General features: G+C 51.1%; 27 protein-coding genes. 13 read left to right on the forward strand and 14 right to left on the reverse strand.

Going from position 1 to position 26,337, the window contains the following annotated elements; genetic code table 11:
* The first annotated feature begins 24 nt into the window (after positions 1-24).
* On the forward strand, positions 25-234 hold the full coding sequence (gene cspE / locus KKH3_RS08925) for a transcription antiterminator/RNA stability regulator CspE (RefSeq protein ID WP_005968829.1): 210 nt from the start codon (positions 25-27) through the stop codon (positions 232-234).
* 107 nt (positions 235-341) lie between these two features.
* Positions 342-1,172, forward strand: a complete 831-nt coding sequence (gene rlmA, locus KKH3_RS08930; protein ID WP_039358291.1) for a 23S rRNA (guanine(745)-N(1))-methyltransferase — start codon at positions 342-344, stop codon at positions 1,170-1,172.
* A 189-nt stretch (positions 1,173-1,361) separates the two neighbouring features.
* Here the strand turns inward: rlmA and mntP are convergent, their stop codons facing one another.
* The 5 genes from mntP to manX form a co-directional block, all read right to left on the reverse strand.
* Entirely contained in the window at positions 1,362-1,934 is a 573-nt protein-coding gene (gene mntP / locus KKH3_RS08935) for a manganese efflux pump MntP (RefSeq protein ID WP_039358294.1), read from the reverse strand.
* A 438-nt stretch (positions 1,935-2,372) separates the two neighbouring features.
* The gene (locus KKH3_RS08940; RefSeq protein ID WP_039358296.1) at positions 2,373-2,831 is read right to left on the reverse strand and encodes a DUF986 family protein; all 459 of its coding nucleotides are present in this window, start codon (positions 2,829-2,831) and stop codon (positions 2,373-2,375) included.
* Between the two features lie 89 nt (positions 2,832-2,920).
* Complete coding sequence (locus tag KKH3_RS08945) at positions 2,921-3,763, reverse strand: PTS mannose transporter subunit IID (protein ID WP_039358298.1); 843 nt, start codon at positions 3,761-3,763, stop codon at positions 2,921-2,923.
* Between the two features lie 14 nt (positions 3,764-3,777).
* Entirely contained in the window at positions 3,778-4,575 is a 798-nt protein-coding gene (locus tag KKH3_RS08950; RefSeq protein ID WP_039358301.1) for a PTS mannose/fructose/sorbose transporter subunit IIC, read from the reverse strand.
* A 175-nt stretch (positions 4,576-4,750) separates the two neighbouring features.
* Positions 4,751-5,719, reverse strand: coding sequence for a PTS mannose transporter subunit IIAB (manX, locus tag KKH3_RS08955; protein ID WP_039358304.1), 969 nt, complete (start codon positions 5,717-5,719; stop codon positions 4,751-4,753).
* Positions 5,720-6,287: 568 nt separating this feature from the next.
* Here manX and KKH3_RS08960 point away from each other — a divergent pair.
* Positions 6,288-7,844, forward strand: a complete 1,557-nt coding sequence (locus tag KKH3_RS08960) for a TerC family protein (RefSeq protein ID WP_039358307.1) — start codon at positions 6,288-6,290, stop codon at positions 7,842-7,844.
* 124 nt (positions 7,845-7,968) lie between these two features.
* Here KKH3_RS08960 and sdaA read toward each other — a convergent pair whose 3' ends face one another.
* The 3 genes from sdaA to pabB form a co-directional block, all read right to left on the reverse strand.
* A complete protein-coding gene (gene sdaA / locus KKH3_RS08965; protein WP_039358310.1) occupies positions 7,969-9,333 on the reverse strand; it encodes an L-serine ammonia-lyase in 1,365 nt (454 codons plus the stop codon).
* 395 nt (positions 9,334-9,728) lie between these two features.
* Positions 9,729-10,322: a CoA pyrophosphatase gene (locus tag KKH3_RS08970; RefSeq protein WP_039358313.1), complete on the reverse strand. Its 594-nt coding sequence runs from the start codon at positions 10,320-10,322 to the stop codon at positions 9,729-9,731.
* Entirely contained in the window at positions 10,319-11,761 is a 1,443-nt protein-coding gene (gene pabB / locus KKH3_RS08975; RefSeq protein WP_039358316.1) for an aminodeoxychorismate synthase component 1, read from the reverse strand. Before pabB ends, KKH3_RS08970 begins: the two co-directional genes overlap by 4 nt.
* Before the next feature lie 143 nt (positions 11,762-11,904).
* Here pabB and KKH3_RS08980 point away from each other — a divergent pair, with 143 nt between their 5' ends.
* Positions 11,905-12,144, forward strand: a complete 240-nt coding sequence (locus KKH3_RS08980; RefSeq protein ID WP_039358320.1) for a YoaH family protein — start codon at positions 11,905-11,907, stop codon at positions 12,142-12,144.
* A 46-nt stretch (positions 12,145-12,190) separates the two neighbouring features.
* Here KKH3_RS08980 and KKH3_RS08985 read toward each other — a convergent pair whose 3' ends face one another.
* Complete coding sequence (locus KKH3_RS08985) at positions 12,191-12,535, reverse strand: RidA family protein (RefSeq protein WP_039358322.1); 345 nt, start codon at positions 12,533-12,535, stop codon at positions 12,191-12,193.
* Positions 12,536-12,727: 192 nt separating this feature from the next.
* Between KKH3_RS08985 and yoaA the strand changes: the two genes are divergently transcribed.
* The 5 genes from yoaA (at position 12,728) to rnd (ending at position 19,345) form a co-directional block, all read left to right on the forward strand.
* Positions 12,728-14,647: a DNA repair helicase YoaA gene (yoaA, locus tag KKH3_RS08990; RefSeq protein ID WP_039358325.1), complete on the forward strand. Its 1,920-nt coding sequence runs from the start codon at positions 12,728-12,730 to the stop codon at positions 14,645-14,647.
* A gap of 115 nt (positions 14,648-14,762) precedes the next feature.
* On the forward strand, positions 14,763-15,464 hold the full coding sequence (tsaB, locus tag KKH3_RS08995; RefSeq protein ID WP_039358328.1) for a tRNA (adenosine(37)-N6)-threonylcarbamoyltransferase complex dimerization subunit type 1 TsaB: 702 nt from the start codon (positions 14,763-14,765) through the stop codon (positions 15,462-15,464).
* 99 nt (positions 15,465-15,563) lie between these two features.
* Positions 15,564-16,193: a Slp family lipoprotein gene (locus tag KKH3_RS09000; RefSeq protein ID WP_039358330.1), complete on the forward strand. Its 630-nt coding sequence runs from the start codon at positions 15,564-15,566 to the stop codon at positions 16,191-16,193.
* Positions 16,194-16,393: 200 nt separating this feature from the next.
* A complete protein-coding gene (fadD, locus tag KKH3_RS09005) occupies positions 16,394-18,079 on the forward strand; it encodes a long-chain-fatty-acid--CoA ligase FadD (RefSeq protein WP_139338651.1) in 1,686 nt (561 codons plus the stop codon).
* 141 nt (positions 18,080-18,220) lie between these two features.
* A complete protein-coding gene (gene rnd, locus KKH3_RS09010) occupies positions 18,221-19,345 on the forward strand; it encodes a ribonuclease D (protein ID WP_039358337.1) in 1,125 nt (374 codons plus the stop codon).
* A 221-nt stretch (positions 19,346-19,566) separates the two neighbouring features.
* Here rnd and minE read toward each other — a convergent pair whose 3' ends face one another.
* Genes minE through minC form a run of 3 tightly spaced genes read right to left on the reverse strand, consistent with a single transcriptional unit; the run spans position 19,567 to position 21,359 of the window.
* Entirely contained in the window at positions 19,567-19,836 is a 270-nt protein-coding gene (gene minE, locus KKH3_RS09015; RefSeq protein ID WP_005968801.1) for a cell division topological specificity factor MinE, read from the reverse strand.
* A 3-nt stretch (positions 19,837-19,839) separates the two neighbouring features.
* A complete protein-coding gene (gene minD / locus KKH3_RS09020) occupies positions 19,840-20,652 on the reverse strand; it encodes a septum site-determining protein MinD (RefSeq protein ID WP_039358340.1) in 813 nt (270 codons plus the stop codon).
* A gap of 20 nt (positions 20,653-20,672) precedes the next feature.
* The gene (gene minC / locus KKH3_RS09025; RefSeq protein ID WP_010275486.1) at positions 20,673-21,359 is read right to left on the reverse strand and encodes a septum site-determining protein MinC; all 687 of its coding nucleotides are present in this window, start codon (positions 21,357-21,359) and stop codon (positions 20,673-20,675) included.
* Positions 21,360-21,495: 136 nt separating this feature from the next.
* On the opposite strand from minC, the gene KKH3_RS09030 reads away from it, so the two are divergent.
* From KKH3_RS09030 to KKH3_RS09045, 4 genes are all read left to right on the forward strand, one after another.
* Positions 21,496-21,753 carry a YcgL domain-containing protein gene (locus KKH3_RS09030; protein ID WP_039358343.1) on the forward strand — a complete coding sequence of 86 codons (258 nt, stop codon included), beginning with the start codon at positions 21,496-21,498 and terminating at the stop codon, positions 21,751-21,753.
* Positions 21,754-22,094: 341 nt separating this feature from the next.
* Positions 22,095-22,751 (forward strand): fumarylacetoacetate hydrolase family protein, encoded by a 657-nt coding sequence (locus KKH3_RS09035; protein ID WP_039358347.1) that lies wholly within the window; start codon positions 22,095-22,097, stop codon positions 22,749-22,751.
* 118 nt (positions 22,752-22,869) lie between these two features.
* Positions 22,870-23,316, forward strand: a complete 447-nt coding sequence (locus tag KKH3_RS09040) for a cysteine cluster protein YcgN (protein ID WP_010275477.1) — start codon at positions 22,870-22,872, stop codon at positions 23,314-23,316.
* 230 nt (positions 23,317-23,546) lie between these two features.
* Complete coding sequence (locus KKH3_RS09045) at positions 23,547-23,744, forward strand: DNA polymerase III subunit theta (protein ID WP_039358350.1); 198 nt, start codon at positions 23,547-23,549, stop codon at positions 23,742-23,744.
* Positions 23,745-23,818: 74 nt separating this feature from the next.
* Here KKH3_RS09045 and dsbB read toward each other — a convergent pair whose 3' ends face one another.
* On the reverse strand, positions 23,819-24,349 hold the full coding sequence (dsbB, locus tag KKH3_RS09050; RefSeq protein ID WP_039358353.1) for a disulfide bond formation protein DsbB: 531 nt from the start codon (positions 24,347-24,349) through the stop codon (positions 23,819-23,821).
* A 194-nt stretch (positions 24,350-24,543) separates the two neighbouring features.
* Positions 24,544-26,124 carry a sodium/proton antiporter NhaB gene (gene nhaB, locus KKH3_RS09055; protein WP_039358357.1) on the reverse strand — a complete coding sequence of 527 codons (1,581 nt, stop codon included), beginning with the start codon at positions 26,122-26,124 and terminating at the stop codon, positions 24,544-24,546.
* Positions 26,125-26,337: the final 213 nt, after the last annotated feature.

A 26,337-nucleotide genomic window follows, 5' to 3' on the forward strand; every position in this document is an offset into this window, starting at 1 on the left:
AAACAATTAAAGGAAATATTTGAAATGGCAAAGATTAAAGGTCAGGTTAAGTGGTTCAACGAGTCTAAAGGCTTTGGTTTCATCACTCCTGCTGACGGCAGCAAAGATGTATTCGTACACTTCTCTGCAATTCAAGGCAACGGCTTCAAAACTCTGGCTGAAGGCCAGAACGTAGAATTCGAAATTCAGGATGGCCAGAAAGGTCCTTCTGCAGTAAACGTCACTGCGCTGTAATTTTACAGCTCTGTTGCAAAACCCGCCATGGTGCGGGTTTTTTGTTGTCTGCGTTTTATCTGAACCTGTGATGTAATGAAGACGTCGTTAATGAGGAAAATGTGCCGATGAGTTATCAGTGTCCGCTATGCCAGTTACCTCTGGAGCGACACCCGCGGCAATGGACGTGTGGTAAACATAGCTTTGACTGTGCGAAAGAAGGGTACGTCAACCTGCTCCCAGTGCAGTTTAAGCGTTCAAAACAGCCTGGCGATAGTGCTGAAATGATGCAGGCGCGGCGCAGCTTTCTGGAAGCGGGTCACTATCAACCGCTACGCGACGCCGTTGCGCAGCACGTTGATCGTATTGTGGCGGATGACGCGGCGGCGCTGCTGGATATCGGCTGTGGTGAAGGGTATTACACCGCCGAGCTGGCTCAGCGTCTCATATCGCGCAGAACGATGACGATATACGGCTTGGATGTCTCCAAAGCGGCGATTCAGCGCGCGGCAAAACGGTATGATAACGTTGAGTTTTGCGTCGCCTCCAGCCATCGGTTGCCTTTTCAGGACCAATCCCTTGATGCTGTGGTAAAAATTTATGCGCCGTGTAATGACGCGGAATTGCAGCGCACCGTTAAGGTTGGCGGTTGGGTGGTGACGGTGTCGCCGGGGCCACGACACCTTTATCAACTGAAAGCGGAAGTCTACGATGCGGTGTTATTACACCCGAGCAAAGATGAAGTGCTCGCCGGTTTTCAGCTTGTGGATCAGCAGACGCTCGCGTACCCGATGCAGTTATCTGGGAATGAGGCGGCGGCGCTATTGCAAATGACCCCCTTTGCCTGGCGGGCAACGCCAGACGTTAGCGAGCGACTACAGGCGGCCACCGCGTTTAGTTGTGAAACAGACTTTATTATCCGCTTGCATCAGCGTGTTGATAACGGTGCGGTAGCATAATCGGGAAGAATAAAAAACGGGCAGCGCGGTAATCGGGCTGCCCGTTGATGTAAGTCTTGTTTTATACCCTAAATAATTCGCGTTGCGTGAAGGCGGCAACCGCACGAATCCCCAGGAGCTTACACAAGTAAGTGACTGGGGTGAGTAAGAGCAGCCAACGCACAAGCAACGTGAAGTATGACGGGTATATCAGGCAGCGTAGCCGAGGTGCTCGTACAGGATATTGCAGCCGATACCAATCAGAACCACGCCACCCATAACTTCTGCTTTTTTGCCGAGAATGGGGCCGATGTAGCGGCCAATCATCATCCCAATAGTAACCATAATCATGGTCGCGCAGCCTATCACCATCGCAGTATGGAAAATATTGACCTGAAGGAAGGCCAGACCGACACCGATTGCCATGGCATCCAGGCTGGTGGCGACCGCGGTACAGATTAACAGCGCCAGACTATGATTTTTGACTTTTTCGCAGCGGCAGTCTGAAGAACCTTTGAGGCCTTCAACGATCATGCGACCACCCAGAATCAGTAACAGCGTAAAGGCGACCCAGTGATCCCATTCCAGAATATATTGGCTGGCAAATAAACCGAGTGCCCAGCCGATGAGCGGGGTGATAGCTTCGATAACACCAAAGATGAGGCCAGTACGAATGGCATCGCGGAAACGGGGATTATGCAGTACGGCACCTTTACCGATTGACGCGGCGAAGGCATCCATTGACATACCAAATGCTAGGATGAGTGTTGCTGACATATTCATTGTAAAATAGCCTCGGCTGGACGATTAACCATATACACGCAGATCATCCCCAACCCGAATGATGATACTACGTGTCTATGGTCTCGCCTGCCAAGCACGCTTGGCCGCCCGCACCACGTTCTGTACTCCGATAATGGGAGATAAAACGAGTATGTTGATACGAGCATTTCTAACTAGTTACCATTCACTGTGATATGAATAGTTATTAGTCAGAAATCGGCTACTCCCCAATGACGGCGCAACCTTACCATATTATTTATGGTGCAAACAACACCAAATATTTTACGTGTTAATAATGCAATTGATAATTATTTTCATTTGATTGTCAGGGGAGTGGAGTTGTACAAAATAACGTCAAAGTTAATGGGGTTAAAATACCATCCAAAGAGGAGGTGTATATTTGTGGTTATTTTTAATAATTAGTAAGATAATTTTACTTCATTGATTCTCAATCATAAATTTATATATTTTTTCTAAATCATCCAGCTGTGTAACCTGTATCAATAAACGACGCTTTTCTAGTTCAATGACTAATACACCATCCTCAGATAAATTCATATTTTTAATTCTGGTATAAGGAATGAATATATTCGCATAAAAGAACCCGGTTGATTTAAAAACCAGTTTGGGACGACGAATATAGGCCAGATAACACGCCATGAAGGCCAGCGAAATCAAAAGGTAGGTGGTGATAATGGCACCGTTATTCATCACATTCTGATAAATAAGAATCCCCACTAAGCCGATGAAAATCAGCGTATCGAGCCGGTTAATCCGCTTCAGCGGGACGAGGAGCTGTGTTTTCCCTTTGAGTTTGTCCATGATGAACTCATCGTAGATGGCATAAACCAGTGCTAACGCAATCAACACGACCAGTGTGATATCTGTCATTGTCATCCGTATTACCCTTGTCCGTTAAGCATCCATATCCGTTAAAAATCCGATAATAACAATGGCCGGGCGTATTGGCACCCGGCCATTGAACATTACAGGCCGAGCAGGCCGATCCAGTATCCGAAGATACCAATGGCGAAGAAGCCCATAATCAGCCATAGCGCGTTTACCTTGCGCCGTAACAGCCACATACAGCCGAACGTCAGCAGCAGGGGAACGAGCCCCGGCATAAGCTGGTCAAGGATGGATTGAACGGTGGTTACTGTGGTCTCTCCGTTCTGGTTTGTCACCGTCGACACCACCATCGGTATGTTGACGTGAGTCCATTTATTGACCAATGCCCCCATAACGAACAAGCCGAGAATTGAAGCCGCTTCGGTCATTTTTTGCAGGAAACCGCCGCCCATATCACTGACGATATCGATCCCCTTACGGTAGCCGTAGGCGACACCATAGTACCGGACCAACAGGCGAACCAGGTTAAACAGGAGGAAGAAGAGGACTGGCCCCAGCAGGCTGCCGCTCATGGCAATCCCTGCGCCGAGTGCAGCGAATACCGGACGGGCGGTACCCCAGAATATCGGGTCACCGACGCCAGCCAGTGGCCCCATCAGCCCGACTTTCAGACCGTTTATTGCCGCGTCATCGATAGGAGCACCGTTAGCACGTTGTTCTTCCATGGCCATCGTTACGCCGAGTATCGGAGCGGCAACAAATGGCTGCGTATTGAAGAACTCCAAATGGCGCTTGATCGCTTGTTTACGCTCTTCGGAATTTTCAGGATAAAGACGGCGAATCACCGGAACCATGGAAAAACAGAAGCCGAGCGCCTGCATACGTTCAAAGTTCCAGGAGCCTTGAAACAGGTTGGAACGGATAAACACCGCGCGGATGTCGCTGTCAGTGAGTTTTTTAACATTCGTATTGTCGACCATTTTTCTCACTCCTGTTAATCCAGTTCGTTATCAAGACCGTTATTGCCTGACGCGACAGACTGGCCTTGAACCTTGTTATATTTCGGGCTGAGTTGGATATACAGCACCGCCATCACAATACCGATCACGCCCAGCGCCACCAGGTTGAACTCGGTGAACGCAGCGGTAACGAAGCCAAGATAGAAGAACGGCATCAGGTAGCCCGCGCGCATCATGTTGATGACCATCGCGTAGCCGACAACAACAATCATGCCCCCGGCGATATTCAGACCGTTGGTCACCACTTCCGGGATGGAGTTCAGCAGCGCGTGAACGGCGTCGGTCCCCACGGAAACGGCAACGATCACCGCAGGAATCGCGATACGCATGGCCTGTAACAGTAGGGCAGAAACGTGAATCCAACTGATAGCCGTCAGATTACCGCGCTCTGCCGCGCTGTCTGCCGCATGCTGGAACGCAACGGTGATGGTACGAACAATGATGGTTAAGACTTGCCCGGCCGCTGCGAGTGGAATCGCCAGCGCAATCCCTGCGCCGATCCCCTGACCGCCAGCAATAACCAGAATGGTTGAGATAATGGAAGCCAGCGCCGCATCCGGTGCGACGGCCGCACCGATGTTCATCCAGCCTAATGCGATCATTTCCAGCGTACCGCCGATAATGATCCCGGTTTTTAAATCACCTAATACTGCACCAATCAGCGTACAAGCGACGAGTGGACGGTGGAACTGGAATTCATCAAGAATCGAACCCATCCCCGAAACACATGCGACGAGAAATATCAGCACAATTTGAAGTGTGGTAATCTCCATCGTACTTCTCCTATAAAATGTGTCTGAGTAAAAATAAATGACCATCCCCGTTGATTTTCTATCTCGACATAGCTTTTCAATATCGACATAAATACCTATCTTGAAAATCGTCAGGTCGATAAAACTATTATTGATGGTGACATTAGCGCTAATACCCTTCACAGCACGATAGGTATCAACGCGGCATTTTGTTAATCAAGTCCATCATTTTAATCCGGGAATCGGTTGAGACTTTCCGAACCTCCAATTCAACACCGCGTTTATCTAATTCACGGAATGCCGCAATATCCTTCTCATCGATAGAGACGGCATTATTTACCTGCGTTTTCCCCTGTTTGAATGCCATCCCGCCAATATTGACCGAGGTGATGTTTACGCCATTTTCGATCAGTGTTAATACATCTGTCGGATTGGTGAACAGCAGCATCACGCGGTCGGCAGCATATTTCGGGTTGTCATAAACACGAACGGCTTTTGCCACATCCACTACGTGCGCGGTAACGCCCGGCGGCGCAACCTGAGTCAGCAACGTTTTACGCACGTTATCGGCGGCGACTTCATCGCTGACAACAATAATGCGCGAAACATTGGTTTCTTTCGTCCAGCGGGTAGCGACCTGACCATGAATCAGACGGTCGTCGATACGTGCCAACCCAATCTTCATATGTTCGCCGGGTCCTGCCGGTGTGGGTACGGCGTTGATTTTTGGAGGAGGTGGAGAAGAAGGGGGGACGGTTTTGGGAGCTTCCTGATGCTTTAGCGCTTTTACGCCATCTCTGCCAGTTTCTAAGGCGATAGAAACCAGATCGGAAAAGGACGGATTATCATCCCGAGCCATAAAGGTTTCCGCTAGCATGGGAATATTCACGCCAGCGATAACATCCTGGTTTTCTTTGTCGGTGACGAGGCGGCTGGCGGCGTTGAACGGGCTGCCGCCCCAGGTATCAACGAGAAACAGCACGCCTTGAGATGTGTCTAACTGCGTGAGTTTTTCCTGATATTTTTCTATCAATGTTTCGGCGTTTTCTCCAGGAACGAAATCAATCCAGGCGACATTACTTTGCTCGCCAAGGATCATTTCCGCTGTCTTTAACAGCGGTCCCGCAGTGGCGCCGTGAGTGCATAACATGATTGCAATACTCACTTGCTACCTCCTCACGTTCACGATCAAAAAAGAGTCAATGTGTCAGGAAACCGGGTTAGCGCTCGCAAGCTGAACGTTAACCGCCGCGGTATTAGTATGGCTGCAAGAAAAAATTTTACCGTGGATTCATGACATTCACTGTGTTCCTCCAGGTTGTCAGGCGAGATATCGTGACTGACAGATTTATTTTACTTATCGAAAAAATAAATAGTGTGATGATGCTCTAATGCTGACCAGTTAAACCACGGGCTAAAAGGGCGTGGAACGGGAAAATTTGGGCGCGTGATCAATGCGAAGCTGGCCGAAGAAATTCTTTGTGAAAATTGGTAACAACCTGTTAGAGTAAACGTCCCTTAAATTGCTTAGGAGCACCGGGCATCAGCCCTTCCCATGGACTGTCACCGACAAAACGTTCTCTGTTTTCCCGCTAATGCTGGCGGTTTGCTGTACTCAGCTGGTCACTCAGACCACATTCAGAATCGCTCTGATTCACACCAACTCTTTTTATTACCATTCAATGCGGCTCATGCATTGATGTCATCTGCTCGTTCATTTTCTGGAGTCTGACATGGAATTTTTGCTAGATCCTTCAATCTGGGCAGGCTTATTGACGCTGGTGGTACTTGAAATTGTTCTGGGTATCGACAATTTGGTGTTTATCGCCATTTTGGCGGATAAATTACCTCCCAAGCAGCGAGATAAAGCCCGCATTATCGGTTTAAGCCTGGCGCTGTTAATGCGTCTGGGTTTGTTGTCTTTGATTTCCTGGATGGTCACACTGACGCGTCCACTGTTTAGCCTTGGCGATTTCAGCTTCTCAGGTCGCGACCTGATTTTACTGTTCGGCGGTATGTTCCTTTTGTTCAAGGCTACGATGGAGTTGCATGAACGGTTAGAGAATAAAACGCACGATGGCAACGGTAATCGCGCCCACGCCAGTTTCTGGGCTGTGGTGGCGCAGATCGTCGTGCTGGATGCCGTGTTCTCGCTGGATGCCGTGATTACCGCGGTGGGAATGGTCGATCACCTGGGCGTGATGATGACGGCGGTGATCATTGCGATGGGTGTCATGCTGCTTGCTTCTAAACCACTGACCCGATTCGTCAACGAACATCCAACGGTGGTGGTCCTGTGTCTCAGCTTCTTGCTGATGATTGGCTTGAGCCTGATGGCGGAAGGTCTTGGCTTCCACATTCCGAAAGGTTATCTGTACGCAGCGATTGGCTTCTCTATCCTGATCGAAATGTTTAACCAGATTGCCCGTCATAACTTTATGAAACATCAGTCGCACCGTCCTTTGCGTGAGCGTACCGCAGAGGCCATTCTGCGCCTGATGGGCTCACGGAAAAACACGGACGATGTGGATACGGATGAACCGCTGAAGAAACTCACAACAGAGGAATTCGCCGAAGAAGAGCGCAATATGATCAGCGGTGTGCTGACGTTAGCCTCGCGTTCGCTGCGCAGCGTGATGACGCCACGTACTGAAATTTCCTGGGTGGATAGTGCGAGTTCTGTCGAACAGATCCGTATGCAGTTGCTGGACACGCCTCACAGCCTATTCCCAATTTGTCGCGGCTCGCTGGATGAACTTATCGGCGTTGTCCGTGCCAAGGATCTGCTGGTGGCGCTGGAAACACAGACTGATGTGGAAAGCTTTGCTGCGGCTAATCCACCGATCGTCGTGCCGGAAACGCTGGATGTGATTAACCTGCTGCCTGTTCTACGTCGTGCGAAAGGTAGTCTGGTCATCATTGCCAACGAATTTGGCGTGGTGCAAGGACTGGTCACGCCGCTGGACGTGCTGGAAGCGATCGCGGGTGAATTCCCAGATGAAGACGAAACGCTGGATATCATCCCAGACGGCGAAGGCTGGTTGGTGAAAGGCGGAACGGATCTACACGCTTTGCAACAGGTCGTGGATAGCAGCGATCTGGTTGATCCGAAGGAGGAGTATGCTTCACTGGCCGGAATGCTGCTGGCAAACAGTGATGAATTCCTGAAAGTCGGGGACACCATTGAATTGCACCATCTGCGTTTCCATATCCTCGAAGTGTCCGAATACCGTATCGAACTGGTACGCGTGGAACGCATTGTGGATGAGGAAGACGCTGAAGAAGCGTAATCAGGGCTGTATAAGTCGAGTGCAAAATGAAGCCCCGCCAATTTGGCGGGGCTTTTTCATCGATGGAAACAAAGGCAGAAGCAGGGTGATGACTCATCACACCGCTTGCTAATTACAGAGTGCGTTAATCACACTGTACTTTGATTGCCAGCCCGCCTCGTGAGGTTTCGCGGTATTTGGCGTTCATGTCTTTACCTGTCTCGTACATGGTTTCAATCACCTTATCCAGCGAAACGCGGGGTTCGCTGGTGCGGCGAGTAGCCATGCGGGCGGCATTAATCGCCTTAACGGAAGCAATTGCGTTACGTTCTATGCACGGAACCTGAACCTGACCAGCAACTGGATCGCAGGTTAAGCCCAGATTGTGTTCCATACCGATCTCGGCCGCGACGCAAACCTGTTCCGGGCTGGCGCCCATCAATTCTGCCAGCCCAGCGGCTGCCATCGAGCAGGCCACGCCGACTTCTCCCTGACAGCCCACTTCGGCACCGGAGATGGAGGCATTCATTTTGTACAGAATGCCGACCGCGCCCGCCGCGAGGAAATAACGAATATAAATGGTCGGGCTAACCGGCTCGATGAAGTGGTCGTAATAGGCAAGGACCGCGGGGACGATGCCGCAGGCGCCGTTCGTTGGCGCGGTAACCACACGTCCGCCAGCCGCATTCTCTTCATTCACCGCCAGTGCAAACATATTGACCCAATCCACCACGTTCATCGGGTCGTTAGACAGCTTATCGGAAGACACCAGCATACGACGCAGCGCAGAGGCACGACGTGGCACGCGTAGCGGGCCGGGCAACACGCCTTCGGTGTTCATACCGCGATCGATACAGGCACGCATCGTCTGCCAGATATCGGCAAAATAGGCGTCAATGTCCTGACGGCTGTGCAGAGCCAGCTCGTTACGCATCACCATCCCGGAAAGCGACAGGCCACTTTGTTTGCAGTGATCCAGCATCTCTTTGGCGGAATTGAAGGTATAGGGAACGGATACATCAGTGGTGGCATCTTTGCCAAAATTCTCTGCATCGACGATGAAACCGCCGCCGATGGAGTAATAGGTTTTGCTATAAATTTCTTTATTGCCAGCAAAGGCGGTGATGGTCATGCCGTTTTCGTGCAGCGGCAGATTTTCACTGCGGAAAACCATACCGCCTTCACGCGGGAAATCCACATCATGCTGCCCGTTAGCCAGCAGCAGGCGTTCGCGTTGCTCAACATCACGGATGAAACCGGGAATGGCGTCAATATCAACGGTATCCGGCATATTGCCCGCGAGTCCCATAATGATGGCGATATCCGTGTGGTGACCTTTACCCGTCAGAGACAGCGAACCATACACATCGACGGCAATACGCGTGGTCGCGGTCAGTCGATCCTGGTTGATCAATTCATCGACAAATTGCTTACCGGCTTTCATCGGTCCAACCGTATGAGAGCTAGAGGGGCCAATACCGATCTTAAACATGTCGAAAACGCTTATCACGCGAAACTCCTTAAAGACTCAAGGTCGTACCCACTCTTTATCGTCTGATCGTCTGCATTCGGTTCCTTCACCACAATCAGAAAGTTATACCGCGAATTATCTGATGATTTCGGTTTTTGCGAGACATGACCTGAATTTTAGTGGATATACACCCAAAGATTAGAATAAAACTCGTCAAATCGCGCTATTGTAGTGTGGAATATGTCGTGTGGCTTTCTTTTTCGCATGAAATAAACTTATGTCATCACATAATTTAACTTATCCTAAATGCGAGCTAAGTCATTGTAACTGCTATGTCTGGATGCTTTTTGTTCGTAAAGGTCGCTTTTAAAATAAGGATATTTAGTGAAGGAAAAGAAGTGGTGAGCTAAAAGCCGCTGAACGCGGCATTCAGCTTAGGGTCTGTCGGAAATCTGTAAGGCAAGCTGGTGGATGATGGCAGCGGTTAGTCCCCAGACAAACTGCTGCTGGTACCAGGAAAGATAAACGCGATGGCGCTGTTGCTTGCGCTCAATATCCAGCGGGTAATAGCGCGTTAGCGCGAAGGCCTCGTCCAGCGGCATTTCAAACAGTTCGGCGACTTCGTCTTCATTTGGATGAAAGCGAGTCTGTGCGGCGATCAGCCCGACGACAGGGGTGACCTGAAAGCCGCTGACGCTGTCCAGTGGCGGTAATACGCCCAGCACCTGTACGTTTTCTGGCGGAATAGCCACTTCTTCCTGCGCTTCACGCAGCGCCGTTTCAATAATTGAACGATCTTCTTTATCCGCCGCCCCGCCGGGGAACGCCACTTGCCCGGCATGCTTACGCAGTTCGGCAGAACGTCGGGTCAATAACAGCGTGGGCGTAGGGTGACAAATAATCGGCACCAGAACCGCAGCCTGACGCTGCTGGTGCACGGGCCGCAGCGATGGCGGAAGCTGTAACTGAAAGCGCGTAATAAAGTCGTTCAGCGCAAAAGCCGTTGGCGGCAAGGCGATCTCACTCATTTAGTCAGTACCCGAATTGTCTGGGAATCAGCCAGCAGGGGAAGAATGCGGCCTACTTTATCAAACGTTTCCTGATATTCAGCTTGTTCCTGACTGTCGGCGACGATGCCGCCGCCCGCCCAGCAGTAAATTCTGCCATGTTCAGTGAGTAACGTTCTGATAGTGATATTGGTATCCATTGTGCCGCACAGGCTGATATAGCCGACGCTGCCGCAGTAGGCATTCCGGCGCTGCGGCTCCAGCTCTTCAATAATCTGCATAGCGCGAATTTTGGGCGCACCGGTAATCGAACCACCGGGGAAACAGGCGCGTAGCAGCGTAGTTGCAGGGCAATCTTCCGGTAGCTGTGCTTCAATCGTGCTGACCAAGTGGTGCACGGCGGGGAAAGGCTCGACGACGAACAGTTCTGGCACGCGGACGCTGCCCGGCACCGCGACACGACCAATATCGTTACGCAGGAGGTCGACTATCATCAGGTTTTCTGAGCGGTCTTTTTCCGAATTAGCAAGCTGTAGCGCCTGCTGTTTATCGGCATCCGAATCTGTGAGGCGCGGTAGTGTGCCTTTAATCGGGCGCGTTTGGATACGTTGATCTTCCAGCCAGAGGAAACGCTCTGGTGATACGCTGATGACAGCATTTTCTGGCAGGCGCAGGAAAGCGGAAAAGGGCGCTTTATTTCCTGCGGAAAGCTGTAAAAATGCCTGCCATTCATCGCCCGCGTAAGTCGCGGAAAAACGCTGCGCCAGATTGACCTGATAACAATCTCCTGCCAGAAGGTAGTCCTGTATTTTGCGGAATTTTTCGCCATAGGCGTCGCGTGACATATTCGGCTGCCAGACGCTGGTAAGGCTGAAATTGGCTTTCGGGGTCTCCACTGGCGGGGTCGCTAGCCAGTCGAGTCGCGTTTGCAGGGAATGATGTACGATTAGCGTTAACGTTTGCTGATGGTGATCGGCGACGAGCGCCCAATCGTATAAACCTACTGCCATATCCGGCAGGTTGATGTCCCGTTCAGCCTGTGTGGGCAACGTTTCAATCTGACGTCCCAGATCGTAGCCGAACAGACCAAGTGCGCCCCCCTGAAAAGGGAAGTCAGGATGTGTTTCAGCGGACAACGCGAGTGAATCAAGTTGCTCTTGCAGGAGAGTAAACGGATCGCCTTCTACGGTAATCGTGACACCGTCACGCGTAATTTCCGTCTTGCCTTCGCGCGTGCAAAGCGTGACTCGCGGGTCAGCGACCATAATATCAAAACGGTTATGCGGATGATCGGCAAACCCGGAATGCAGCAACATCGCCCACGGTTGTTGAGAAAAGGACGCAAAGCGCTCGAGCAGCACGGTCGGGTAGTAAGGCAGCGCGTGATAGATAACGGCGGAGCTCGTCGCTGTGGTCGAATCGCTTGTGTTGGTTACGTGAGTCGTATTGGCGGCAGTCATGTTTTTCGTGTTGTGTTTACAATGTGGTGATGTCGATAGCGTATCGATTTTACTGACCACAGCGTACCACAAAGCAGAAATGCTGGTGTATGCCGAAGCGGGCATGCGATGATACGTGCTAATTTACCAACCAGGAAACTATCATGATTGCAGGTATGCCCGCACTGACGCACAAGCAGCAGCAAGATGCCGTAGAGCGTATTCAGGAACTCATGTCTGAGGGCATGAGCAGCGGCCAGGCGATAGCACAGGTTGCGGCGGAGATCCGTCAGAATCATCAGGGTGGCAACGTCGCAGTGATGTTTGACGAAGATGATGACGCGTTTAATGATAGCGACGAAGAAAACCATTTTGACGATGGAGAAGAAGAGGAAGAGCAGTAAGAGTAAGATAAGAACTGTAACCGCGCTTCCTCTGGAGGACGATAGCTTATATCGCCGCAATCGCTTTGATTTCGACTTTGAACTGCGGATGCATCAATTTAGCCTGCACGGTGCAGCGTACAGGCGCGCTGCCAGCCACAACCCAGGCATCCCATGCGGCGTTCATCGCAGCAAAATCATCGGCATCGGCAAGAAAAATCGTCACATCTAATAGCTTACTCTTATCCGTCCCCGCCTGTTGTAGGATCGCATCTAACGCGCCCAGCGCGTTTTCCGTTTGCGCCTGTGCGTCGTCATCCAGATTTTCCGGTACGCTGGTGTAATAGAGCGTGTTGTTGTGGATGACGGCGTCTGACCAACGTGCTTCAGGATTAATTCGTGTGATCGCCATGAGGTGGGGTTTCTCCATTGTGGGGATAATAAATATCGAATCGCCAAGCCTAACACAGCGCTGGATGGCACGCTTTCCTGATTTAGGGTGGTAGCGTCGGGTGACTCTTGGCATAATCAGCGCGATATTTTGCCACGACCTGAAACGGCTTGCGGCTTACAAATACAGCATTCCCTTGAAAAGAGAGCAGGCGTGACGAACGATCGTGTAATTGATGATTTTGCTAATGACGGCGCGCTGGCGAAAGCGATCGCGGGCTTCAAGCCTCGCGAGCCACAGCGACAGATGGCACAGGCAGTCATGCGGGCCATCGACGATAAAACGGCGCTGGTGGTGGAAGCGGGAACCGGAACCGGAAAAACCTATGCCTACCTTGCGCCCGCCTTGCGTTCAGATAAAAAAGTCATCATTTCGACCGGTTCGAAAGCGCTACAGGATCAGCTCTATAGCCGTGATTTACCCACGATTGCGCAGGCGCTGAAGTACAAAGGTAAATTAGCGCTGCTGAAAGGTCGCTCGAACTACCTCTGTCTGGAACGGCTCGAACAGCAATCGCTGGGCGGCGGTGATTTACCCGGCGAAACGCTGAGCGAACTGGTCCGGCTGCGCGGCTGGTCGTCGGAAACGACGGAGGGCGATGTCACGACCTGTTCAGGCGTGGCGGAAGACAGCGCGATCTGGCCGTTAGTGACCAGTACCAACGATAACTGTCTGGGCAGCGACTGTCCGCACTATAAAGAGTGTTTCGTGGTGAAAGCGCGGCGTAAAGCGATGGATGCCGATATCGTGGTGGTCAACCATCATCTCTATCTGGCCGATATGGTTGTGAAGGAGAGCGGTTTTGCCGAGCTGATCCCAGAAAGTGACGTCGTCATTTTCGATGAAGCTCACCAAATTCCCGATATCGCCAGCCAATATTTTGGTCAGCAGCTTTCCAGCCGCCAACTGCTGGATCTGGCGAAAGACATCATCATTGCTTACCGCACCGAAGTACGCGACGCTTCTCAATTGCAAAAAAGTGCCGATCGCCTGACGCAAAGTACGCAGGATTTTCGGCTGGCGCTGGGCGATCCGGGGTTTCGCGGTAATCTGCGTGATGTGCTCGAACAGCCATCGCTTCAGCGCGCGCTGGTGCTGCTGGATGATGCGCTGGAGCTGTGTTACGACGTCGCGAAACTATCGCTCGGGCGTTCAGCGCTGCTGGATGCCGCTTTTGAGCGCGCCACGCTCTATCGCAATCGCTTGAAACGGCTGAAAGACGTGCAGTTACCGGGTTATAGCTACTGGTACGAATGTCATTCACGCCATTTCGTGTTGGCGCTGACGCCGCTGTCCGTCTCCGATCGCTTTCGTGAACTGATAAAAGAGAAGCCTGCGGCCTGGGTGTTTACCTCCGCGACGCTGTCGGTTAACGATCAACTCTTCCACTTCACCGATAGGCTGGGGTTGGATAACGCGAACACGCTCCTGTTACCCAGCCCGTTTGATTATGCCAATCAGGCGTTGCTCTGCGTCCCCCGTCATTTACCGGAAACCAATCGTCCCGGTGCAGCGAAAAGGCTGGCGGCAATGCTGCGGCCGTTAATTGAGGCGAATCAGGGACGCTGCTTTATGCTGTGTACCTCGCATCAGATGATGCGCGATTTGGCGGCCGAGTTCCGCGCTACGCTGACGCTACCGGTGCTGTTGCAGGGAGAAACCGGCAAGGCTCAACTGCTGTCGCAGTTTGTGTCGGCGGGTAATGCCTTGCTGGTGGCGACCAGCAGCTTCTGGGAAGGTGTGGATGTGCGCGGCGATACGCTCTCCTGCGTCATTATCGATAAACTGCCGTTTACCTCGCCGGACGATCCGCTGCTTAAGGCGCGTATTGAAGACTGCCGCTTGCGCGGTGGTGAGCCTTTCGACGATGTGCAGGTTCCCGATGCGGTGATTACCCTGAAGCAAGGCGTCGGGCGCCTCATCCGTGATGTTGACGATCGTGGTGTGATTGTGATTTGCGATAATCGGCTGGTGATGCGTCCGTATGGTGCCGTGTTTCTTAATAGCCTGCCGCCGACGCCGCGTACCCGCGATATTCGGCAGGCGATTAATTTCCTGACGCGTAACACATAATTCTCAACTGGCGGTTGCCGCATGGCCTGACCGATGGTGGGAAGGGCTGCGGCACGACAGGGGCTTATGCTATGATACGGGTTGTTAAGATTTATTTATCCTGCCTGAGGTTGGCATGTCTACGCGAATTCTAGCGCTTGATACCGCAACGGAAGCCTGTTCCGTCGCACTCTGGAATGAAGGTGAAATTCATTCCCTGTTCGAAATTTGTCCCCGTGAACACACACAACGTATTCTGCCGATGGTTCAGCAGGTGCTGGCCGATAGCGGCCTGACGCTTAAGGATCTTGATGCGCTGGCCTTTGGTCAGGGACCGGGAAGTTTTACCGGCGTGCGGATTGGTATTGGCATTGCCCAAGGGCTGGCGCTGGGAGCGGATTTACCGCTGCTTGGCGTATCATCACTGGCGACGATGGCACAGGGGGCTTTCCGTCTCACGCAGGCCACGCACGTGCTGGCGGCCATTGATGCGCGGATGGGAGAAGTGTACTGGGGGTGCTACCAGCGTGATGCTGACGGCGGCTGGCAGGGTGAATCCGAGGAAGCGGTATTGAAACCTGAACAGGTGCAGGCGTTAACTGCCGCGCTGTCAGGGGAATGGGCTACGGTAGGAACCGGGTGGGAAACCTATCCTGAGCTAGTAAGCCATTCCTCACTGGTGTTAACGAAGGGTGACGTGCTGTTGCCGCAGGCGCAGGACATGTTGCCTCTGGCCTGTCAGCTATGGCAGGCAGGAAAAGCGGTCAGCGTCGAAAATGCGCAACCGCGCTACCTGCGCAATGAAGTGACCTGGAAAAAGCTACCCGGACGCGACTAGTCGGAATGCACATTTGGCGTGAAGTATACCCGTCATAAACAGCAACTTATTCGATGCTGAGCAGTCTAACTATCAGATATCTGAAGAGGGGGTTGTGCCATGTTTGTTCAGATAAGAAGCGTACAGATGAAAAGTGTGCATCTGAATCAGAAAAAAGCATGTCTCGGTATGGTGGTTGCGGCAGCGCTGCTGCTTTCAGGCTGTGTCACGGTGCCGGATGCCATTAAAGGCACTTCACCAACGCCGCAGGACGATTTGGTGCGCGTGATGAGTGCGCCGCAGATTTATGTCGGTCAGGAATCGCGCTTTGGTGGACGGGTGGTCAGCATCCGCAATGAAGCGAATAAAACGCGTCTGGAAATTGCCAGCATGCCGCTGGATAGCGGGGCGAAACCGCGGTTGGATATGCCGTCAGAAGGGCGTTTTATTGCCTATGTAAATCGCTTTCTGGAACCTGTCGATTTTAAAGACCAACTGGTCACCGTTGTCGGACCGATTGTCGGCACCGAACAGGGCGCTATCGGGGATAAACCCTATCGCTATGTCGTGATCGATGCACAGGGCTACAAGCGTTGGAATGTCGTGCAGCGCCTGATGGTACCACCCGGCGGCTATGGCTATGGCCCGTGGGGATGGCGTGCGGGTTACGGCTACGGCTGGGGCCCAGGATGGGGATTTGACGGCGGTTGGTCCGGTCCGGCAAGGATTGAGAATATCGTGACAGAATAAGAATCTACCCAGTAGGCTATTGAGATCAGGCGACGCAGGTTGCCTGATTTTTTTTGAATAAAGAATAAATTAGTGATCGATCTCGCAACCTTAACATTGTTTGTTAGCTAACTGGTAGGCTGAGTTAAAATAATGTTAATAACAATAAGCCTCTGAGGGCGACGACGATGCCACTAAAAAAATATCTCGGGAGTGACGTCTTGGAAAAAATTTGGTTATCACGCTATCCGGCGGATGTGCCGGCGGAAATCGATCCAGACCGCTATTCGTCGTTGATTGACATGTTTGAAAATGGCGTGAGGCGTTATGCCGATAGACCTGCATTTATCAACATGGGTGAGGTGATGACGTTTCGTAAGCTGGAGGAGCGGAGCCGGGCGTTTGCGGCCTACCTGCAAAACCAGCTTAAATTGCAGAAAGGCGACCGCGTGGCGTTGATGATGCCCAATTTGCTGCAATATCCCGTCGCACTGTTTGGCGTATTGCGTGCGGGTATGGTGGTTGTCAACGTTAACCCACTGTATACGCCGCGTGAGCTGGAACATCAGCTAAAAGACAGCGGTGCCAGCACGATTATTATCGTGTCTAACTTCGCGCATACGCTGGAAAAAGTCGTTCATAACACGGCGGTGAAGCACGTTATCCTGACTCGCATGGGTGACCAGCTATCCACGGCAAAAGGCACGTTGGTTAACTTTGTAGTGAAATACATTAAGCGTCTGGTGCCCAAGTATCATCTGCCGGATGCGATATCGTTTCGTCGCGTTTTACAAGAAGGGCGACGCCAGCAGTATGTTCGGCCTGATATCATCAATAGCGATCTGGCTTTTCTGCAATATACCGGCGGCACGACGGGTGTTGCTAAGGGTGCCATGCTCACGCACCGCAATATGCTGGCGAATCTTGAGCAGTGTAAAGGCGCATACGGTGCTGTTTTGCAAGAAGGCAACGAGCTGGTGGTGACGGCGTTACCTCTTTACCATATTTTCGCACTGACGGTGAACGGGCTTCTGTTCCTTGAACTGGGTGGGCAAAATCTGCTGATCACTAACCCTCGTGATATCCCTGCGCTCGTGAAGGAGCTAAAACAGTACCCATTTACGGCCATCACCGGCGTCAATACGTTATTCAACGCGTTGCTTAACAACAAAGAGTTCCACGAACTGGATTTCTCAACGCTGCGTCTATCGGTTGGCGGTGGTGCATCGGTGCAACAGGCGGTGGCAGAACGTTGGGAAAAAACTACCAGCAAGCACCTATTGGAAGGGTATGGATTGACGGAGAGTTCGCCGCTGGTGTCGGGAAATCCGTACGACCTTAAGCACTATAGCGGCAGTATCGGGCTACCAGTACCGTCTACGGATGTCCGAATCATTGGCGATGATGGCAACGACGCCGGGCCGGGTGAGGCCGGTGAACTGTGGGTGCGCGGGCCACAGGTGATGTTAGGGTATTGGCAGCAACCTGCCGCCACAGATGACGTGTTAAAAGACGGCTGGCTGGCAACCGGTGACATTGTCACTTCCGATGATGAAGGATTCTTGCGGGTCATCGATCGTAAGAAAGACATGATTCTGGTTTCCGGTTTTAACGTCTATCCGACGGAAATTGAAGATGTTATCAGCCGTCATCCTAAGGTATCGGAATCGGCGGTGATTGGGGTAGAGAATGAGGCCTCGGGTGAGGCCGTCAAAGCCTTTGTGGTCAGACGCGATAACTCGTTAACGAAAGAGGAACTCATTACCCATTGCCGCCGCAATCTCACGGGCTATAAAGTACCGAAAGAGATCGAATTCTGCGACGATTTACCGAAATCTAACGTCGGGAAAATTCTACGTCGTGAATTACGTGACGAGAAGAAGGCGAAGAAAGACGCTGCCGCCTGATGATTTTCCGCGAAAAACGACTGCCAGAGAGAGGCAGGACGCGATATGATGTTTTCACGCCGGTTTATCCGGCGTTCTTTTTTATGGCGATACGGATTTGACCCAGAACCGTAAAGTAAAAACAACCAAGAGAATGACGTTTTGAATTATCAGTTGATCACTTCCGACATCGGGTTACAACAGGTTTGCTCTCAGGCGCGATGCTTTCCGCAGGTGGCATTGGACACGGAGTTCGTTAGAACCCGCACGTATTACCCGCAATTAGGGTTGATTCAATTGTATGACGGCGAACAGCTTTCACTTATTGACCCGTTAACGATTACCGACTGGGCACCTTTTCAGGCGTTACTGCGTGATGAGCAAGTCACTAAATTCCTGCATGCGGGCAGCGAAGATTTGGAAGTGTTTCTCAATGCGTTTGGAACACTGCCGACGCCTTTCATCGATACACAGATTCTGGCCGCATTTTTAGGTAAGCCGCTTTCTTATGGATTCGCTGCGCTGGTGGCCGACTACATGGGCGTGACGCTGGATAAAAGCGAGTCGAGAACAGACTGGCTGGCTCGTCCGCTGAGCGAAAAGCAGTGTGATTATGCTGCCGCCGATGTGTTCTATCTGTTGCCGATGGCCATTCAACTGGTGGCAGATACGGAAGCCGCAGGCTGGACGAATGCCGCGCTGGATGAGTGTCTCCTGCTGTGTCAGCGTAAACAGGATATTCTGGCACCGGCGCTGGCTTATCGCGAATTTGGCAATGCCTGGCAGCTGCGTGGCCGAAACCTGGCTTGCCTTCAGCGTCTGGCCGAGTGGCGTTTGCGTAAAGCGCGTGAGCGAGACAGCGCGGTGAATTTTGTCGTACGTGAAGAGAATCTCTTGCAGGTGGCGCGTTGTTTGCCTACTTCGCTGGGTGAACTGAGCTCGCTGGGGCTGAGCGGCCCGGAAATCCGCTACCACGGCAAAACGCTGCTGGATTGTGTCGCACAGACGGACGGCATTGCTGACTCGGATTGCCCACCTCCGCTGATTAATTTAATCGATCATCCTGGCTATAAAAAAGCGTTTAAAGATATCAAAGCGCTGGTGCAGCGCGTGAGCGAACAGAGTGGATTATCCGCCGAACTATTGGCTTCACGTCGTCAAATTAATCGTTTGTTGAACTGGCACTGGAAATTAAGCGGACAAGATGTGGGGACGCCGGAAATGCTGTCTGGCTGGCGCGGTCAGTTATATGGCGGTGAACTGCGTGAAATTGTGCAGAGTTATTAATCACCGGTAAACACGTCTTATCAATACGCCTTATTTGCTGTGATGATGCAATCATGAAACAAGCAGCAAATAGGGTGATAAGAATACGGCGAAAAAAGTAAAATAAGAAATAAAAGACTGGCTAAATATACAGTCGATTATGAAATGAAACGCACTTAATTTGAAGTATGACGGGAATAGATATCCCCTGCGTAAAAGCAGGGGATACTACAGCAGAAAAATCATTTAGGCGTTTCTTCCGCTTCCGGTAATGTAACGTTCAACTCAAGCACGGAAATATCATCTCCTTTTTGCTCAAGCTGAACTGTCACCATCTCAGGGTCAATCTGTACATATCTACAGATAACCTCAAGAATATCCCGCTTTAATTGCGGCAGATAATGGGGTTCGCTATCTCCCCGGCGTCGCTCCGCGACAATAATTTGCAGCCGTTCCTTGGCAATATTGGCTGTCGTTTTTTTGCGGGACAGAAAGAAGTCCAGTAAAGCCATAATTTATCCCCCAAAAAGTCGTTTAAGGAAACCCTTCTTCTCTTCTTCAACAAAACGGAAAGGACGCTCTTCGCCAAGCAGACGTTCAACGGTGTCCGCGTAGGCTTTACCTGCATCAGCTTCCGCATCCAGAATGACCGGTTCGCCCTGGTTAGAGGCGCGGAGCACGGATTGGTCTTCCGGGATCACGCCAACCAGCGGAATCCGCAGGATCTCAAGAACGTCTTCCATGCTCAGCATGTCGCCACGGCTCACCCGGCCTGGGTTGTAGCGCGTCAACAGCAGATGCTCTTTGATCGGATCTTCAGAACGCTCTGCACGACGTGATTTCGAAGACAAAATGCCCAGAATACGGTCAGAGTCGCGAACGGAAGACACTTCCGGGTTGGTGGTGATAATCGCTTCGTCAGCGAAATAGAGCGCCATCAAGGCACCCGTTTCAATCCCGGCGGGAGAGTCACACACGATAAAATCGAATTCCATGTCGCCCAGATCGTTGAGTATTTTCTCTACGCCTTCGTGCGTCAACGCATCTTTATCACGCGTCTGTGATGCTGGCAGAATGTAGAGATTATCCGTTCTCTTATCTTTGATCAGCGCTTGATTCAGCGTGGCATCGCCCTGAATAACGTTGACGAAGTCATACACCACGCGACGTTCACATCCCATGATCAGGTCAAGATTACGCAGACCAATGTCAAAATCGATGACAACCGTCTTTTTTCCTTTCTGGGCTAAACCGGTAGCAATGGCCGCGCTTGATGTGGTCTTGCCAACGCCCCCTTTACCCGATGTAACAACAATGATGCGTGCCATAAATGTTTCCTTGGGAGATTCTAGTCTAGAGGTTTTATCGTTAAAACATTGTCCAGCTGGTTCAGATTGATCCGTGCTGGCTGCCCAAAATACGGTTCAGGAATCTGATCGCTCAGCCAGTAACGGCCAGCAATTGAGACCAGTTCTGCGGCCAGGTGCGTACAGAATATCTGGCTCTGAACATCGCCAGAAACGCCTGCGAGGGCTCGGCCGCGCATCATGCCGTAAATATGAATATTGCCATCGGCAATCACCTCAGCGCCCGCGCTAACGCTGCTTGTGACGATTAAGTCACAGTTCCGGGCGTAAATCTGTTGACCGGAGCGAACGGGGGTGTTGATGACTTTCGTTTTCACCGCAGCAGGAACGGCGGCGACGGGCTCGACTACCCGGCGTTGTGCTTTACCTTCGCTCAGAAGGGGAAGCCCCGCCTGCGCAATGGTTTTCTTTAATGCGTCGTCGGTGCATCCGCTGACGCCAACGACATGCAGGCCGGTTGACGAAATGGCCTGCTGTAATTTTATCCAGTCGGTTTCCGCTGTTAATGCAGCAACATTAATGACAACGGGGGCATTTTTCAGGAAAGCAGGCGCCTGCTCTATTTTTTCCTGTAGTGCCTGATAAATTACCTCGGGTTGGGAATCATGCAAATGAACAACCGATAAGGTAAAGCTGCTGCCTTTTAGCTCTATTGGCGTTTGTGACATCTATCCTGACTCAGTTTCAGCATCTTTTAATCCCTAGAGTAACATTTAAGGCATGATATTCCAGAGCGCTGTAAGCATGTTATAGTCACAATTATATACAGGCAAGATGGCATTCCCATCAAATAGAGTAAAAAATATGTTTTGTGTGATCTATCGAAGTGCGAAACGCGATCAGACCTATCTTTATGTTGAAAAAAAAGACGATTTCTCACGCGTGCCGGAAGAATTAATGAAAAGTTTCGGCACGCCGCATTTAGCCATGGTCTTACCGCTGGATGGGCGTAAAAAACTGGCGAATGCCGATATAGAAAAAGTGAAACTTGCGCTACAGGAACAGGGGTTTTATCTGCAAGTTCCTCCACCGGTTGAAAGCTTATTAAACACGCCGGTATAAGTGTAAAAAAATAATACCAAGGCGTACTTTCAGATAAAGCCGCAAACATAATTTGGCGTGGAATATCTCAGTCGTTCGTATGATATTCCGCGCGATAAATATTCACTTTTTGAGTTTTACCTCGCCACAATTTAATTGTTTCCATTTTTGATGGTTAGGACTTCGTTTCCCCCTCATCGGATCCCCAGTCTTGCTCACCTGAAATCTGTTGGGATAACCCCCGTTGCGATGATATAACGATGGTTTTGCACCATCGTGTTCTTATATAGCTGTTTTCTTTTTGGGCGAGTCGTGCGCCATGAAGACAGCGATAATCCAACAGACAGGGCAGGAGAATACCCATGTATCAACACAGAGACTGGCAGGGCGCGCTGCTTGATTTCCCAGTAAATAAAGTCGTTTGCGTAGGAAGTAACTACTCAGAACACATCAAAGAAATGGGAAATGCGACCCCGAGCGAGCCCGTTTTATTCATCAAGCCTGAAACCGCACTGTGTGACTTACGCCAGCCCGTTGTCATCCCCAAAAATCTGGGCTCGGTTCACCACGAAGTTGAACTGGCTGTGCTGATCGGTACGCCGCTCAAGCAGGCGAATGAAGAGCGCGTCGCCCGGGCGATTGCAGGCTATGGTGTGGCGCTGGATCTGACGTTGCGTGATTTGCAGTCTGACTTCAAAAAGGCGGGGCTGCCGTGGGAGAAAGCCAAAGCGTTTGACGGTTCCTGCCCGATCTCCGGTTTTATTCCGGTTGCCGAGTTTGGCGATCCGCAGCAAACCGATCTGGGTGTAAAAGTGAATGATGAAGTGCGCCAGCAGGGCAACACGCGTGATATGATTACGCCGATTCTGCCGCTGATCGCTTACATGAGCCGTTTCTTTACGCTGCGTGCGGGCGATATTATCTTAACGGGTACGCCAAAAGGGGTCGGTCCGATCCTGTCTGGCGATATGCTGACGATTACGGTAAATGACCGGACGCTGAGCACACGCATTATCTAACGCTCTGGCTGCCCGTGTTAAACGACGGGCAGCAAAATATCATCCCGCCGCAGCCTGCCAGAATCACACTTTTTTTCACAATACAGATTTTTCACAATACAAAGTAACCGGAAGAAAAATGACTGAACGCCCTTTTTGGCAGCAAAAAACGTTGTCTGAGATGTCTGACGATGAATGGGAGTCGCTGTGCGATGGCTGCGGTCAGTGCTGTTTGCATAAACTGATTGATGAGGATACGGAGGAGATCTACTTTACCAACGTCGCCTGTAATCAACTGAATATTAAAAGCTGCCAGTGCCGTAACTATGAGAAACGCTTCGAGTATGAACCGGACTGCATCAAGCTGACGCGTGAAAACCTGCTGACGTTTAACTGGCTACCGGCGACCTGTGCTTATCGCCTGATTCATGAACGTGAAGATTTACCGCAGTGGCACCCGCTAGTCTGCGGCACCAAGACGGCAATGCACCGTGAGCGCATCTCTGTGCGCCATATCGCCGTGCGCGAGAGTGAGGTGGTGGACTGGCAGGATCACATTTTAAACAAACCCGAATGGGCGCGATAGTTTCTGTTCGGTGTTGGCTGTTTACTGGTTAAAACAAGAAGCCCCTCAAACTGAATCACTCAGAAGAGGGGCTTTTTATCGAGTGGATACTCGAGTTGTAGCCATCTCTTCTTTTTGTCTGTCACGTCACATTTTTCTTTTTCCTTGTGCGAATCATGCTGTCATCCCCGGCATAAATCGTGACGTGTTGTATAATTTTAGAGCAGTGTAACCAGCAGGAGGGAGAGCATGTGATTAACTTTGAGAAAATCATTCTTGAGTACAGCGAGCAGTACACCGACTTTGCTGCCTCCACGATTGCTTTTATGGAAAGTCAGGAAAAAAAGATCGACGCAGATGAAATATCACGAAGAATCCCGCAGGAAAAAAGGCCTTTTTTCAACGAGCGATTAGGCCATTATCGCGAGATCTACAGACCACAGCAGTAAGCGCTGGCGCAAGGTTGTAGAACGTAGAAACGGTTACCAGAAGCCCGACTTTAGTCGGGCTTTTCGGTATATGATCAGCGGCTGAAGAGGTCGCGGCGTTTGGGGCGGAAAGGCTGGGCGATCAATACCAGCACCGCAATCAACAGATAAGCGATAAAGATGCCAAGCAACCATTGCGGCATTTCCAGGGAGAGGAATTCCCACTGACGCTCTGAGCAATCACCCGTCGCATTGAAAATGGCCGGGAGCCATTTGTCTAAAGGCAGCCATGACGGGAAGCTGACAAAGAAATCACAAGTGGTAAACGGCGACGGATGTAACAAAATATCCGTGTGTTTCCATGCCAGTCGGACCCCTTCATATGAACTGTATATCCATAGCGCGATGGCTGGGTAACGCAACGCCGTTGATGGCGCGATGGCACCAACAATACCTGCTGCGAACACGCCCCACAGCGCACAGCGCTGATAAATACATAGCACGCACGGTTTTAAGAGCATAACGTGCTGAAAATAGAGCGCGACCAATTCCAACGCTAAAGCAGTCAACGCCAGCAGCAGCCACGCACTCCGCCCGCGTGAGCAACGATTAAGAAATCGCAACATAAAAATATTCCATGCTAAACATGATTAAAGCAGCAGTGTAAACCGTTCTGGCTTCACTGCCATCATTTCACTGTGCAAAACGTAACGATATGTTTATTTGATGCTTTTCTGTCATTCTGCGGCGGCGGAAATCGTCTTGATAATGTTATCAATACCGAAATTGTCGCCGCCGCGATTACTATACACGATCGTGATTAGGGGTGACTGCCCGATAGGATCAAGTCTGGCAAAGAAATCCATTGTTTATTCATCAAAAACTCGGTGAACGGCAGCAGCGTGAACTCAACGCAAAGCAGCCCGACCAGCGTCATGACAATGGTGTAAGGCAGCGCCATTACCACCATGCGTCCGTAAGACAGACGGATAAGCGGTGCCAGAGAGGATGTCAGCAAGAACAGAAACGCCGCTTGCCCATTCGGTGTGGCGACGGAAGGGAGGTTGGTGCCGGTATTGATCGCGACAGCAAGCAGTTCGAACTGGTGTAGCGAAATCTGGCCGTTCTCAAAAGCGTTGCGCGCTTCGTTAATATAAACCGAGCCAACGAAGACGTTATCTGAGATCGATGAGAGCAGGCCGTTAAACAGATAAAATTGCGTCAGTTGTGCACTTTCAGACGATTGTAAGACGTAATGGATGATCGGTGAGAACAACTGCTGATCGATAATGACGGCGACGATAGCAAAGAAGACCGTCAGCAGCGCGGTAAACGGCATGGCATCCTGAAACGCTTTACCTATGGCATGTTCTTCCGTCACGCCGCAGAACGTCGTAACCATAATAATCACGGAAAGGCCAATCAACCCGACTTCAGCCAGATGAAACGCCAGTGCAATGATAAGCCAGACCCCCATCACCGCCTGTACGACTAAACGCGCTTTATCCTGCGGCGTGCGCTTTTCTGTCATGTCCCGATCGTAATCCTCAAGCACGCGACGCACGTTGTCTGGCAGATTGACGCCATAGCCGAACAGTTTAAAACGCTCGACCAGCACACAGGTTAGAATGCCGCAAATAAATACCGGAACGGTTACGGGTGACATGCGCAGGAAGAAACTGACGAAATCCCAGCCTGCGCTTTTCGCGATAATCAGGTTCTGAGGTTCGCCAACCATCGTCATGACGCCGCCCAGTGCTGTACCGACGCCAGCGTGCATCAGCAGGCTGCGTAAGAATGCCCGGAACTGCTCCAGCGTACGATGGTGTTCCTCGCTGCTTAATGTGCTGTCATCGCTGATATCGGCTTCGTCTTCACCCTGTTGAGAGGCGAAGCGGTGGTAAATCCCATAAAACCCAATAGCGACGCTGATAACAACGGCAATCACGGTCAGCGCATCAAGGAAGGCGGAAAGAAAGGCGGCGGCGATACAGAAAGCAAGTGAGAGCAGCGTTTTGGAATGAATGCGCAGCAGCAGTTTGGTAAACACAAGGAGCAGCAGCTGCTTCATGAAGTAGATGCCTGCCACCATGAACACCAACAGCATCAGGACTTCAATATTCCCCGTGACTTCATGCCACACCTGCTGCGGGCTAGTCATTCCGATAAATATTGCCTGAAGCGCCAGCAGACCGCCGGGCTGAAGCGGGTAACATTTCAGCGCCATACCGAGCGTAAAAATAAACTCCACGACGAGTAACCAACCGGCCCAAAACGGGCTGACAAAATAGAACAGCAGCGGATTAATCAGCAGGAAGCAAAAAATAGTCAGTTTGTACCAGTCTGGCGCGTATCCGAGGAAATTTTTTAATAGCGCACGGTGGAGGGGCATGCCGCTCATAGTGGGAGAGGAATCCTTATTCGTTAGAATAGTTTGATGCTTTTTATCATATCTTAAAAACTTTACAAACGGGCAGAAGTCTACCGTTCTACGCCGCAAGAGGGCGGTTTGCAGTCACAATTTTTCATTGAAATGGTTCGGTGCCCGAGTGCGGCGCTATATCATGATTCTTTCGTCTGGTATTATGACTTGGCTTTTTTCGGCAATCACCGC

The sequence above is a fragment of the Pectobacterium actinidiae genome (genome assembly GCF_000803315.1).
In the GTDB taxonomy this organism is placed as follows: Bacteria; Pseudomonadota; Gammaproteobacteria; order Enterobacterales; family Enterobacteriaceae; genus Pectobacterium; species Pectobacterium actinidiae.